This is a genomic window from Brevundimonas huaxiensis (assembly GCF_014218725.1).
Taxonomy (GTDB): Bacteria; Pseudomonadota; Alphaproteobacteria; order Caulobacterales; family Caulobacteraceae; genus Brevundimonas; species Brevundimonas huaxiensis.
The window spans coordinates 104,707-116,988 of the sequence record NZ_JABBJE010000002.1; the positions used below are offsets into that span (position 1 = coordinate 104,707).

General features: G+C 66.6%; 12 protein-coding genes. 6 read left to right on the top strand and 6 right to left on the bottom strand.

Annotated elements, in window-relative coordinates; translation table 11 throughout:
* The first annotated feature begins 13 nt into the window (after positions 1–13).
* A complete protein-coding gene (locus HF680_RS05690; RefSeq protein WP_045809529.1) occupies positions 14–1,390 on the top strand; it encodes a S41 family peptidase in 1,377 nt (458 codons plus the stop codon).
* 39 nt (positions 1,391–1,429) lie between these two features.
* Here HF680_RS05690 and HF680_RS05695 read toward each other — a convergent pair whose 3' ends face one another.
* Positions 1,430–2,602, bottom strand: a complete 1,173-nt coding sequence (locus HF680_RS05695; protein ID WP_185224393.1) for a carboxynorspermidine decarboxylase — start codon at positions 2,600–2,602, stop codon at positions 1,430–1,432.
* A gap of 13 nt (positions 2,603–2,615) precedes the next feature.
* Entirely contained in the window at positions 2,616–3,821 is a 1,206-nt protein-coding gene (locus HF680_RS05700) for a saccharopine dehydrogenase family protein (RefSeq protein ID WP_039245835.1), read from the bottom strand.
* Positions 3,822–4,137: 316 nt separating this feature from the next.
* On the opposite strand from HF680_RS05700, the gene ffh reads away from it, so the two are divergent.
* The 5 genes from ffh (at position 4,138) to HF680_RS05725 (ending at position 8,057) form a co-directional block, all read left to right on the top strand.
* Positions 4,138–5,676, top strand: a complete 1,539-nt coding sequence (gene ffh / locus HF680_RS05705) for a signal recognition particle protein (RefSeq protein WP_185224394.1) — start codon at positions 4,138–4,140, stop codon at positions 5,674–5,676.
* 24 nt (positions 5,677–5,700) lie between these two features.
* On the top strand, positions 5,701–6,222 hold the full coding sequence (rpsP, locus tag HF680_RS05710) for a 30S ribosomal protein S16 (RefSeq protein ID WP_185224395.1): 522 nt from the start codon (positions 5,701–5,703) through the stop codon (positions 6,220–6,222).
* Between the two features lie 69 nt (positions 6,223–6,291).
* Positions 6,292–6,819, top strand: a complete 528-nt coding sequence (gene rimM / locus HF680_RS05715) for a ribosome maturation factor RimM (RefSeq protein ID WP_185224396.1) — start codon at positions 6,292–6,294, stop codon at positions 6,817–6,819.
* Between the two features lie 83 nt (positions 6,820–6,902).
* On the top strand, positions 6,903–7,604 hold the full coding sequence (locus tag HF680_RS05720) for a glutathione S-transferase N-terminal domain-containing protein (protein ID WP_185224397.1): 702 nt from the start codon (positions 6,903–6,905) through the stop codon (positions 7,602–7,604).
* 57 nt (positions 7,605–7,661) lie between these two features.
* On the top strand, positions 7,662–8,057 hold the full coding sequence (locus HF680_RS05725; protein WP_039245841.1) for a DUF3597 family protein: 396 nt from the start codon (positions 7,662–7,664) through the stop codon (positions 8,055–8,057).
* Between the two features lie 14 nt (positions 8,058–8,071).
* On the opposite strand, the gene HF680_RS05730 is transcribed toward HF680_RS05725, so the two are convergent.
* The 4 genes from HF680_RS05730 to HF680_RS05745 all read right to left on the bottom strand — a co-directional run bounded on the left by HF680_RS05730 (position 8,072) and on the right by HF680_RS05745 (position 12,279).
* On the bottom strand, positions 8,072–9,256 hold the full coding sequence (locus HF680_RS05730; protein ID WP_235968872.1) for a benzoate/H(+) symporter BenE family transporter: 1,185 nt from the start codon (positions 9,254–9,256) through the stop codon (positions 8,072–8,074).
* Between the two features lie 57 nt (positions 9,257–9,313).
* Positions 9,314–10,111, bottom strand: a complete 798-nt coding sequence (locus HF680_RS05735) for an enoyl-ACP reductase FabI (protein WP_162237597.1) — start codon at positions 10,109–10,111, stop codon at positions 9,314–9,316.
* A gap of 101 nt (positions 10,112–10,212) precedes the next feature.
* Positions 10,213–11,091, bottom strand: coding sequence for a UTP--glucose-1-phosphate uridylyltransferase GalU (galU, locus tag HF680_RS05740; protein WP_017506634.1), 879 nt, complete (start codon positions 11,089–11,091; stop codon positions 10,213–10,215).
* A 120-nt stretch (positions 11,092–11,211) separates the two neighbouring features.
* Positions 11,212–12,279, bottom strand: a complete 1,068-nt coding sequence (locus HF680_RS05745) for a substrate-binding domain-containing protein (protein ID WP_185224398.1) — start codon at positions 12,277–12,279, stop codon at positions 11,212–11,214.
* Between the last annotated feature and the right edge of the window lie 3 nt (positions 12,280–12,282).

The following is a 12,282-nucleotide window of genomic DNA, read 5'->3' on the forward strand; positions in this document are numbered from 1 at the left end:
CGAAAGAGACCGAATGCGTAAACTGCTCCTCGTCGGCTGCGCCGCTCTGGTGCTCGGCGGATCCGCCGCTGCTGTCAGCAGCCAGACCCCGCGAAACGAAACCTTCCGCATGCTGGAGCTGTTCGGCGACGTGGTGGGCATCGTCGAGCAGGCTTACGTCGTCCCGGTCGACAACAAGAAGCTGATCGAGGCCGCGCTGGCCGGCATGATGACGGCGCTGGACCCGCACTCCAACTATCTGCCGCCCTCCAACTACGACGACCTGCGCGAACGCACCGAGGGCCAGTATTCGGGCGTCGGCCTGACCATCAGCGCCGACGGCGGCATGGTGAAGGTCATCTCGCCGATGGACGACAGTCCCGCCGCCAAGGCCGGGGTCCAGGCGGGCGACGTGATCTCTTCCATCGAGGGCCAGAACGCGGCGGGCCTGACGGTCAGCCAGGTGTCCGAAAAGCTGCGCGGCGCCGTGGGCACCAGCGTCAAGGTGACCTTCCTGCGCGACGGTTCAGATCCGCTGGAAGTGACCCTGACCCGCGAGGTCATCAAGGTTCAATCGGTCACAGGCAGGGTCGAAGGCGACTTCGGCTATCTGCGCGTCTCGACCTTCAACGAAAACACCGGCCGCGAGCTGAACGAGGCCATCGCCAAGATCAAGGCCGAGAAGCCGGGCGTGAAGGGCTATGTTCTGGACCTGCGCAACAACGGCGGCGGCCTGCTGAACGCCGCCATCGACGTGTCCGACGCCTTCCTGGAACGCGGCGAGATCGTCAGCCAGCGGGGCAGGAAGCCCGAGCAGATCCAGCGCTATTCCGCCAAGCCCGGCGACGTCACGGGCGGCCTGCCGCTGGTCGTCTTGGTCAACTACGGTTCGGCCTCGGCGTCGGAAATCGTCGCCGGCGCCTTGAAGGATCATCAGCGCGCGACCATCGTGGGCCTGACCAGCTTCGGCAAGGGTTCGGTGCAAACGGTGATCCCGCTGCGCCAGGGCCAGGACGGCGCCTTGTCGATCACGACCGCGCGCTACTACACCCCCTCGGGCGCCTCGATCCAGAAGATCGGCATCGAGCCGGACCTGGAAGTCGCGCGTTCGGAGGCAGAGGCCCGCATCGTCTCGCGCTCCAGCTTCATCTATTCCGAGGCCGCCTACGCCACGGCCCTGGACGCCTCCATCGGCGCCGAGCGCAAGGGTCCGCACACCCCGCGCGAAGCTCCGGGCGACAAGTTCGACAAGGAAAAGGACTATCAGCTTCAGCGCGCGCTGGACGTTCTGCGCGCCGGCGGCGACCTGTCGAAACTGTCGGCCCCGCCCGAAGGCATCGTCGTCACCGAACCGGGCTCGACGCCCAAGCCCGACGCCGAACCAACGGCGGACGAACCGAAGGAAGAATAAGACGGGAAAGGGCGGCGCGAGCCGCCCTTTTTCTTGCGCCTACGACAGGCGGTCGCGGAAGGCCGAATAGTCGAAGTCGCGCACCGTCGTCAGCGCATCCGTCTGTGAGTTCCACAGCACGATGGACGGCAGCGGCACGCCGTTGAAGGTGTTCGTCTTCACCATCGAATAATGGGCCTGGTCCAGAAACGCGATCCGCGTTCCGGGCGTCGGCCGCTCGGCGAAGACGTAGTCGCCGATGATGTCTCCGGCCAGGCACGACGGCCCGCCCAGCCGCACCGTCACCCCATGTTCGGACTCTTTCAGCAGCGCGGGGCGATAGGGCGCCTCGATCACATCGGGCATGTGGCAGGTCGCCGAAATGTCGGTGATGCCGATGGGCATGCCGTTGTCGAACACGTCCAGCACCTCGCCGATCAATATGCCGGCGTCCAGCGCCACGGCCTCGCCCGGCTCCAGATAGACCTGAACCCCGTGCCGGGCCTGCAGATCGCGCACGAAGGCGATCAGATCCTCGGTCTGATAGTCGGCGCGGGTGATGTGGTGCCCCCCGCCCAGGTTCAACCATTTGATCCCGCCCAGCAGCGGCGCCAGCTTCGGCTCCACCGCCGCCCAGATGCGCGACAGCGGCTGGAAATCCTGCTCGCACAGCGCATGGATATGCAGACCATCCACGCCGACCAGATGGTCGGCCGTCAGCTGCGACACCGGAAAGCCCAGACGCGAACAAGGCTGGGCCGGGTCGTATTTGGCGACCTCGCCTTCGGAATGTTCAGGGTTCAGCCGCAGGCCGATCTCGAACGCCTGCCCGTCAGCCCGGGCCTTGGCGATCAGATCGGCGAAACGGGCGATCTGGGCCGGGTTGTTGAAGATGACGTGATCCGACAGACGCAGGATCTCGGGCAGGTCCTGCGCCGTATAGGCCGGCGAATAGGTGGTCAGCTCGCCCTTGTAGAACTCGCGCGCCAGCCGCGCCTCCCATAGGCCCGAGGCGCAGACCCCGTCGAGGTATTCGCCCACCACATCGGCCAGCGACCACATCGAAAACGCCTTCAGCGCCAGAAGCACGCGCGCCTCCGCTCCGTCGCGCACGCCCTTCAGCACGGACAGATTGCGACGGATGGCCGCCTCGTCCACCACGAAGGCGGGCGAGGCGACGCGGTTCAGGTCGAAATGCGCAAAGGCGCCCGGATCGCCGGCCTGGGTCTGCATTCAGTCGGTCCGATCAGAAGTCCAAAGGGGCGTCCAGGTCCTGAACCTTCCACGGCAGGCCGTGCTTGTTCAGCATGTCCATGAAGGGATCGGGGTCCAGCTGCTCCATGTTGAACACCCCGTCGCCCTTCCACTGGCCCGTCACCATCAGGGCCGCGCCGATCATGGCCGGCACGCCGGTGGTGTAGCTGACGGCCTGGTTGCCGGTCTCGGCATAGGCTTCTTCGTGGTCGCAGATGTTGTTGACGTAGACCGTCTTCTTGACCCCGTCCTTCAGGCCGGTGGCGATGACGCCGATGTTGGTCTTGCCCTTGGTGATCGGACCCAGCGAGGCCGGCTCTGGCAGCAGGGCTTTCAGGAACTCGATCGGAATGATCTCGCGGCCCTGGAATTGCATCGGCTCGATCGAGGTCATGCCGATGTTTTCCAGCACTTCGAGGTGCTTCAGATAGCTGTCGCCGAACGTCATCCAGAAGCGGATGCGCTTGATCTCGGGATAGAACTTCGCCAGCGATTCCAGCTCCTCATGGTACATGAGGTACATGTTCTTGGGACCCACGCCTTCGAAGTCGAAGGTCTGTTTGTGGCTCAGCGCCGGGCCTTCGACCCACTGGCCGTTCTCCCAGTGACGCGAGTTCGCCGTCACTTCGCGCAGGTTGATCTCAGGGTTGAAGTTGGTCGCAAAGGGCAGGCCCGTGTCGCCGCCGTTGCAGTCCAGGATGTCCAGCGTCTCGATGGAATCCAGCAGGTGCTTCTTGACGTAGGTGGTGAAGACCGAGGTCACGCCGGGATCGAAGCCCGAACCCAGCAGCGCCATCAGGCCGGCGTCTTTGAAGCGGTCCTGATAGGCCCATTGCCACTTGTATTCGAACTTGGCCTCGTCGCGCGGCTCGTAGTTGGCGGTATCCAGATAGTCGACGCCGGCGGCCAGGCAGGCGTCCATGATCGACAGGTCCTGATAGGGCAGGGCCAGGTTCACGACCAGTTCGGGTTGCACCTTCTGGATCAGGGCCGTGGTCGCCGCCACGTCATCGGCGTCGATGGCGGCCGTGTCGATGTCGACGCCGAAGCGCGACTTCACGGACTGGGCGATCGCGTCGCACTTGGACTTGGTCCGGCTCGCCAGGGTGATATGCGAGAAGATGTCCGCGTTCATCGCCATCTTGTGGACGGCCACCGAACTGACGCCGCCTGCGCCGATAACCAGCACCTTGCTCATCTGTGCTTCTCCCGAAGTCTGAAACCCTGGCGACAGCGCCGCCCCTATAAAGGGCGCGGCTCTTAGCACGATGATGACAATCCGCTAAATCCCTGCGCCGATATTGGCTCTTATAGCGTGACCGGATCGCTCCGGTTGCCTTTGTAAGGTTTTTCCGCCATAAGCCGCCGCTTCCGACGCAAGTGAACCTCGCGTCTCCACCGGGACGACCCTCATTTCGATGAGACGAGCCCGGCGAGAACCCTCCGCCGACGTGATCGTCGCCGGGGGCCGTTGTCGTATGGAGCCGTTTCACCTGCGCCACACGAGGTAGTGAATGTTCGAGGCTCTGAACGAGCGGCTGACAGGCGTCTTCGACCGGATCACCGGGCGCGGCGCCCTGTCCGAAAAGGATGTCGCCGAGGCGATGCGCGAAGTGCGCGTGGCCCTGCTCGAGGCCGACGTCGCCCTGCCGGTCGTCAAGGAATTCATCGCCTTCGCCACCGAGCGCGCGACGGGCGAAGAAGTCATCCGTTCGGTCAAGCCGGCCGATCAGGTGGTCAAGATCGTCTATGACGGCCTGATCGAGATGCTGGGCGGCGAAGAGCCGGTCCCGCTGAACACCAACGCCAACCCGCCCGCCGTGGTGCTGATGGCCGGCCTGCAGGGTTCGGGCAAGACCACGACCTCGGCCAAGCTGGCGCTGCGCCTGACCAAGTTCGATCGCAAGAAGGTCATGATGGCCTCGCTGGACACGCGTCGTCCGGCCGCGATGGAACAGCTGGCCACCCTGGGCAAGCAGATCGAGGTCGCCACCCTGCCGATCGTGGCGGGTGAGAGCGCGGTCCAGATCACGCGCCGGGCGCTGCAATCGGCGAAACTCCAGGGCTTCGACGTCCTGATCCTCGACACCGCCGGCCGCATCACCCTGGACGAAGGGCTGATGAACGAGGTGGCCGAGGTCGCCGACATCGCCAGGCCCGTCGAGACCCTGCTGGTCGCCGACAGTCTGACCGGCCAGGACGCCGTTCGCACCGCCAAGGCCTTCCACGAGCGCCTGCCCCTGACCGGCCTTGTCTTGACCCGCGCCGACGGCGACGGTCGCGGTGGCGCCATGCTGTCGATGCGCGCCGTCACCGGCCTGCCGATCAAATATCTGGGCGCCGGCGAAAAGGTCGATGCGCTGGACGTGTTCGACGCCCGCCGCGTCGCCGGCCGCATCCTGGGTCAGGGCGATATCGTCGCCCTGGTCGAAAAGGCCAGCCAGGATCTGGATCAGGCCAAGGCCGAGAAGATGGCCCGCAAACTGGCCAAGGGTCAGTTCGATCTGGACGACCTGGCCGGCCAGCTTCAGCAGATGAAGCGGATGGGCGGGCTTCAGGGCATCATGGGCATGCTGCCCGGCGTGGCCAAGATGAAGGGTCAGATGGCCGAGAGCGGCATCGACGACCGCATGATCCTGCGTCAGGAAGCCATCATCTCCTCGATGACCAAGGCCGAGCGCAAGAAGCCCGACCTGCTGAACGCCTCGCGCAAGAAGCGCATCGCCGCCGGCGCCGGGGTCGATGTGCAGGACGTGAACCGGGTTCTGAAACAGCACCGCCAGATGGCCGATGTGGTCAAGTCGATGGCGCGCGGCGGCCCCAAGAAGATGCAGCAGATGGCCGCCATGCTGGGTGGCCTCGGCGGTGGCGGCGGCATGCCCGGCATGGGCGGCGGCCCCGACATGGCCCGCCTCAAGGCGTTGGGCGGCGGCAAGATGGCCGAACCCTCCGCCGACGATCTGAAAGCCATCCAGGACCGGCTCGCCGGACTGGGCGGCGGACAACTTCCGGGAGGCCTTCCGGGCTTACCGGGCTTCCCTCCCAAGAAATAACGACTTCCTAGAAAGAGACCTGAAATGCTGAAGATTCGTCTGGCCCGCGGCGGCGCCAAGAAGCGCCCCTACTACCACATCGTCATCGCCGACTCGCACTCGCCGCGCGACGGCAAGTTCATCGAGAAGGTCGGCAGCTACAACCCGATGCTGCCCAAGGACGGCGCCACCCCGCGCGTCGCCCTGAAGGTCGAGCGCATCGCCGAATGGCTTGGCAAGGGCGCCCAGCCGACCGACCGCGTCACCCGCTTCCTGTCGCAGGACGAGACCCTGGGCCAGAAGGTCAAGTGGACGCAGTCGAACAACCCGAACAAGGGCGCTCCGGGCAAGAAGGCCCAGGAACGCGCTGCCGAACGCGCCCAGCGCGAAGCCGACCGCCTGGAAGCCGAAGCCGCCGCCAAGGTCGAGGCCGCTGAAGCCGCCGCCCGCGCCAAGGAAGAGGCCGCCGCCGCCGCCGAAGCCGCCAAGAACGCTCCCGCTGCTGAAGAAGCGCCTGCCGAAGAAGCTCCGGCCGCTGACGCGACCGAGGAAAAGGCTGAAGGCTGAGCCTTTCGGTTTGATGATGATCAGGGCGGCGTCTTTCGACGCCGCCTTTTTCATGGGTTAAGAACACGCATGACCACGGACAGCAGATTGATCCTCGTCGGCCAGGTCGGCGGCGGCTTCGGCGTGCGGGGCGAGGTGCGGGTGACCGCCTTCACCGCCGACCCCTTGGCGCTGACCGCCTACGGCCCTCTGCTGCGCGCCGATGGGACCGTGGCCTTGACCCTGACTTCGACGCGGCCCGACAAGAACGGCGTCGTCGGCCGGGCCAAGGAGATCACCACCAAGGAACAGGCCGACGCCCTGCGCGGCCTGAAGCTGCACGTCCCCCGCGACCGGTTCCCCGAGCCGGACGAGGACGAATTCTACCTCGCGGACCTTTTGGGCGTTCAGGTCCGCGACACGGCGGGCGGCGTCATGGGCACGGTGAAATCGGTCCAGAACTTCGGCGCGGACGACATGCTGGAGATCGCGCCCGCCGCCGGCGGCCCGACCTGGTATCTGCCCTTCACCAAGGAAGCGACGCCGGAACTGCACCTGGTCGAGGGCTGGCTCATGGCCGTTCCGCCGACCGAGGTGGGCGAGCGCGAGCCCGACTGAAGTTTCGTCACCGCTCCCGTCGGTGTTGCGGATGGGCTGGGCGGCGCCGACATAGGCCTATCGCAATAGCCGAGGCCGCACCCATGACCGACCTGTCCGCCTTCCCGATCACGCAACGCTGGCCGGCCCAGCATCCCGATCGCATCCAGCTCTACTCCCTGCCGACGCCAAACGGGGTGAAGGTTTCGATCATGCTGGAAGAGGTCGGCCTGGCCTATGAGCCGCACCTGATCGACATCACCAAGAACGAGACCTGGGGGCCGGAGTTTCTGTCGCTGAACCCCAACGGCAAGATCCCCGCCATCCTCGATCCGAACGGCCCGAACGGAAAGCCGCTCGCCCTGTTCGAATCCGGCGCCATCCTGATCTATCTGGCGGAGAAGACCGGCAAACTGCTCTCGGCCGACCCGGCGACCCGCTATGAGACGATCCAATGGGTCATGTTCCAGATGGGCGCGATCGGCCCGATGTTCGGCCAGCTAGGCTTCTTCCACAAGTTCGCCGGCAAGGACTACGAGGACAAGCGCCCGCGCGACCGCTACGTCGCCGAAAGCCGCCGCCTGCTCGGCGTGCTGGAAACGCGGCTTGAGGGCCGGGACTGGCTTGTCGGCGACTATTCCATCGCCGATGTCGCCACCCTGGGCTGGGTCCGCAACCTGATCGGCTTTTACGAAGCGGGCGAGATCGTAGGCTTCGCCGACTTCTCGCGCGTCGCCGCCTGGCTGGAGCGCGGACTGGCCCGCCCCGCCGTCCAGCGCGGCCTCAACATCCCGGCGCGCGACTGATCTGAACCTCGCTCGGTCGGTCGCGTTGTCTGCCCACAACCAACAGGAGCGCGACCGATGGGCATCTTCTCTTCGATCTGGAACAAGATCACGGGCCACAAGCCGAAGGCGGCCCCCGTTCCGCCGCCGGCCTCTACGGCTGGAATCCCGGCGCCCAACGCAGCGCCGGCCCCGACCGCCGCGCCGGCCTTGCCGCCCGTCGATGTCGAGGCGGTGCTCAGCGATCTGGCGGCGTCCAAGGGCGGCGGCGGCAACTGGCGGACCTCGATCGTCGATCTTCTTAAGCTGCTGGACCTGGATTCCAGCCTGGCCGCGCGCAAGGAACTGGCCGAGGAGCTGAACGTCCACGCCGGCGAGCATGGCTCGGCCGAACAGAACATCGCCCTGTCCAAGGCCGTCTGGAAGAAGCTGGCCGAAAACGGCGGCCAGGTCCCGGCCTCGCTGCGCGACTAGCATCTACAGCTGGATCAGGCCGGCGGTCTGATCCAGCGCATGGCGGCCAGAGCGGCAGAACCCACGACCAGACCCCAGAAGGCCGATCCGACGCCGAACAGGGTCAGGCCCGAGGCCGTCGCCGCAAACGTCAGCACCGCTGCCTCGCGCGATCCGACCTCCGTCATCATGGTTTGCAGCGCGCCGGTCAGCGGCGCGATCAGCGCCAGACCCGTCACCGCCGCCAGCGCGGCCGGCGGCATGGCGATGAACAGTCCGGCCAGCGGCGCGGCGAACAGGGCCACGACCAGATAAAGACCGCCATAGATCACCCCCACGATCCAGCGCCTTGTGGGATCGGGATGGGCGTCCGTCCCGGTGCAGATCGCCGCCGTGATCGCCGCCAGATTGACCCCGTGCCCGCCGAAGGGCGCGATCAGCAGGCCGGCGACCCCGGTGGACAGGATCAGTCGGTTGGCGGGCGGCGGATAGCCGGCGCTCTTCAGGACCACCAGCCCGGGCAGGTTCTGGGCCGCCAGCGTCACCAGAAACAACGGAAAGCCAAGGCTGACCGCCGCCTTCCAGTCGAACACGGGCGCAACCGGCTCCAGATGGCCGAACAGTCCGGTTCCGGCCGGCAGGGCCAACTGCCCCCGCATCGCCAAGACCGCAAAGGCCGCCGCCAGCACGGCGGGCAAGGCCCAGGTCGGCCACAGCCGTCGAAAGATCAGGAACACCGCGATCAGCCCGACGACCAAGGCCGTCTCGTCCGGCGCCACCTTGAACAGTCTCAGCACGAAGGGCAGCAGCACCCCCGCCAGCATGGCCGAGGCGATGGCCGCCGGTATCCGCCCCGCCAGCCGCCCCAGCACCGGGATCAGGCCGGTCAGGATCATCAGCAAGGCGGCGAAGACGAAGGCGCCGATGGCCGTCGGCCAGGACAGGCCCAGGGTCGAGGCTGCCAGCAGGGCCGCCCCCGGCGTGGACCAGGCCAGCACCACGGGGATCTTCAGCCGCCAGCTCAGCACCGCGCCTGGCAAGCCGATGCCCAGGCACAGGGCCGTCACCATTGACCCGATCTGGCCCGCGTCCGCCCCCAGGGCCTGGCCGGCCTGGACCACCAGGGCGACCGTCCCGCCGAACCCGATCACCGTCGCCACCGTGGCGGACGAAAAGGCCGAGGCGGGCAGGGCGCGCATGGAAAAGGCCGGAGCAGTCATGCCCCGGCCTTAAACTGTCGCTTCAGGTGGCGGAAGGCTGGGATCAGCCCTCCTTGATCAGCCTTCGATGTCTTCCGGCAGGCCCACCGCGTGGAAGCCCGCATCGACGTGGACGACTTCGCCTGTGGTCGAACGGCCCAGGTCCGAACACAGCCACAGGGCCGCGCCCGCGACGCCCTCCATCGAGGTTTCTTCCTTGATCAGCGAGAACTGCGCCGACTTGGAGTGCAGGCCGCGCCCGCCCGAAATGCCGGCCAGCGACAGGGTGCGCATGGCCCCGGCCGAGATGGCGTTGACGCGGATGTTCTTGGGACCCAGGTCGCGCGCGATATAGCGGGTCGCGGCCTCCAGCGCGGCCTTGGCCACGCCCATGGTGTTGTAGTTCGGAATGACCCGCTCGGACCCCAGATAGGTCAGGGTGATCAGGCTGCCGCCGTTCGGCATCAGCTTGGCCGCGCGACGCGACACGTCCACGAAGCTGAAGGCCGAGATGTTCATGGCCAGAAGGAAACTGTCGCGCGTGGTGTTGTCCACGAAGCTGCCCTTCAACTCGTCCTTGTTGGCGAAGGCCACCGAATGGACGACGAAGTCGATCGTGCCGAAAGTCTTTTCCAGCTCGGCGAAGGCCGCATCCATCGAGGCGTCGTCGGTGACGTCGGCCGGGATCAGCAGCTTGGCGCCGACGCTTTCGGCCAGCGGACGCACGCGGCGCTCCAGGCTCTCGCCCAGATAGGTGAAGGCCAGCTCGGCGCCCTGGGCGGCCAGCTGCGAGGCGATGCCCCAGGCGATGGAGCTGGAGTTGGCCACGCCCATGATCAGGCCCTTCTTGCCCTTCATGAGGTCGCCGGTCGGCATGTCCCAGCCTTCGGAAGTCGCCATGGTTCGTCTCCTGATGATTTGCGCGGAGGGTTAGCAGGGGCGGGCGTAAACCGGAACCCCCGCCGCCTTCCCTAGCGTCAGAGCAGACCCGCGATCGCCTCGCGCGCGGCGTCGCCCAGGTCGGGACGTTTCAGGGCCAGGGCGACGTTGGCGCGCAACAGGCCGATCTTGTCGCCGCAGTCGTGTGTGACGCCCGCATATTCCACGGCGGTGAAGCTCTGGTCCGCCATCAGTCGCGCCATGGCGTCGGTCAGCTGGATCTCGCCGCCCGCGCCCTTTTCCTGCGTCGCCAGCAGGTCGAAGATTTCCGGCTGCAGGATGTAACGGCCTGAGATCGACAGGTTGGACGGCGCGGTTCCGGCGGCGGGCTTTTCGACCATGCCCTTCATGACGATGCGCGAACCGTCGCGGCTGACCGGATCGACGATGCCGTATTTGTGGGTCTGATCTTCGGGGACGGATTCCACGCCGATGATGTTGCCGCCGGTTTCGGCATAGACCTCGGCCAACTGCTTCAGGGCGCCGGGCTGAGAATCCACGATCACGTCGGGCAGGATGACGGCGAAGGGCTCGTGGCCGATGATGTCGCGCGCGCACCAGACGGCGTGGCCCAGGCCCTTGGGCTGCATCTGGCGGGTGAAGCTCATCTCCCCGGCCGAGGCCAGTTCGGCGTTCATCATCTCCAGGATGTCGGTCTTGCCCTTGGCCTGAAGCTGGGCTTCCAGCTCGATCTGGTGATCGAAATAGTCCTCGATGGCGCCCTTGGAGCGGCCGGTGACGAAGACGATGTGCTCGATCCCGGCTTCGCGCGCCTCTTCGACGATGTAGGACAGGATCGGCCGGTCGACGACGTTCAGCAGTTCCTTGGGGGTCGTCTTGGTTCCGGGCAGGACCCGGGTGCCGAGGCCCGCGACGGGCAGTACGGCCTTGCGCAGGCGCGCGGGCGTGGTGGTCATCAAATCATCCTGACAGCTATCCCGCCCCTTCTACGGCCTCGTGCGCTTCAGTTGAAGCGCTTCGCGCTTCAACGGGGCGAACCGGTGAAAGAAGGGGCGGAACGGCGGTCGGGTTCCGCCTTATTTGGCGGGGCGGGCCATCGGGGTCATGGCGGCGATGGTCGCGCGCTGGGCCAGCAGTTGGTCTTCCGGCAGCGGGATCAGGCCGCGGTCGGCCAGGTAGCCGCCCTTGCCGGCGGCGCCTTCCGACAGGAACTCCTGCACGAACTGCTGCAGGCCCGGAATGACGCCGATATGGGCCTTCTTCACATAGATGTAGAGGCTGCGCGACAGCGGATATTCGCCGCTGGCGATGGTGTCGGCGGTCGGGGCGACGCCGTCGATGGTCTCGGCCTTCACCGTATCCAGGTTCTGTTCCAGGAACGAATAGCCGAACACGCCCAGCGAACCCGGCGTGCGGGTCAGGGTCTGGACGATGGCGTTGTCGTTCTCGCCGGAATCGATCCAGGCGCCGTCTTCGCGCAGGGTGTGGGCGATGGCTTCGAACCGATCCTTGTCGCCTTCGATCGCCTTGACGGCCGGCACCAGCTTGGCGCCCGGCGTCATGCCCAGCTCCAGGAAGGCGTCGCGCGTGCCCGAGGTGGGCGGCGGGCCATAGACCTGGATGCGCTGGTTCGGCAGGCCGGCGTTGACCTGGTTCCAGGTCTTGGCCGGATTGGCGACGAACTGACCGTCAGCGCCCGGCACTTCCTTGGCCAGGCCCTCGTAGAGGTCATTCAGTTCGAAGTTGAAGCCGTTGCCGTTACGGGCCGTGGCGATGACGATGCCGTCGAAGCCGATCTTGATCTCGACGATGTCGGTGACGCCGTTCTTGGCGCACAGGTCGAACTCGGACTGCTTCATCTGACGCGAGGCGTTGGCGATGTCCGGGGTGGTCGGGCCGACGCCCTGGCAGAAGGCCTGGATGCCGCCGCCGGTGCCCAGCGATTCGACGCGCGGCGCCGCGCCGCCCGAACCGCGCGCGAAGGTCTCGGCGACCCGCGTGGCGAAGGGGAAGACGGTCGACGAACCGGCCGCCCAGATGCCGGAGCGCGCGCCGGAGGCGGAGCCGCCCCCGCCGTTATCGCCACAGGCCGCCAGGGCCAGAAGGGCGGCGGCCGAAGCCGCCAGTTTCAGTGTGCGGATCATCCA

Excerpts from the sequence above, each read along its gene's own strand:
- HF680_RS05700 (WP_039245835.1), bottom strand. The coding sequence starts at position 3,821 with ATGAGCAAGGTGCTGGTTATCGGCGCAGGCGGCGTCAGTTCGGTGGCC.
- HF680_RS05720 (WP_185224397.1), top strand. The coding sequence starts at position 6,903 with ATGACCGACCTGTCCGCCTTCCCGATCACGCAACGCTGGCCGGCCCAG.
- galU (WP_017506634.1), bottom strand. The coding sequence starts at position 11,091 with ATGACCACCACGCCCGCGCGCCTGCGCAAGGCCGTACTGCCCGTCGCG.
- rpsP (WP_185224395.1), top strand. The coding sequence starts at position 5,701 with ATGCTGAAGATTCGTCTGGCCCGCGGCGGCGCCAAGAAGCGCCCCTAC.
- ffh (WP_185224394.1), top strand. The coding sequence starts at position 4,138 with ATGTTCGAGGCTCTGAACGAGCGGCTGACAGGCGTCTTCGACCGGATC.
- HF680_RS05730 (WP_235968872.1), bottom strand. The coding sequence starts at position 9,256 with ATGACTGCTCCGGCCTTTTCCATGCGCGCCCTGCCCGCCTCGGCCTTT.
- rimM (WP_185224396.1), top strand. The coding sequence starts at position 6,292 with ATGACCACGGACAGCAGATTGATCCTCGTCGGCCAGGTCGGCGGCGGC.
- HF680_RS05735 (WP_162237597.1), bottom strand. The coding sequence starts at position 10,111 with ATGCCGACCGGCGACCTCATGAAGGGCAAGAAGGGCCTGATCATGGGC.
- HF680_RS05690 (WP_045809529.1), top strand. The coding sequence starts at position 14 with ATGCGTAAACTGCTCCTCGTCGGCTGCGCCGCTCTGGTGCTCGGCGGA.
- HF680_RS05725 (WP_039245841.1), top strand. The coding sequence starts at position 7,662 with ATGGGCATCTTCTCTTCGATCTGGAACAAGATCACGGGCCACAAGCCG.
- HF680_RS05695 (WP_185224393.1), bottom strand. The coding sequence starts at position 2,602 with ATGCAGACCCAGGCCGGCGATCCGGGCGCCTTTGCGCATTTCGACCTG.
- HF680_RS05745 (WP_185224398.1), bottom strand. The coding sequence starts at position 12,279 with ATGATCCGCACACTGAAACTGGCGGCTTCGGCCGCCGCCCTTCTGGCC.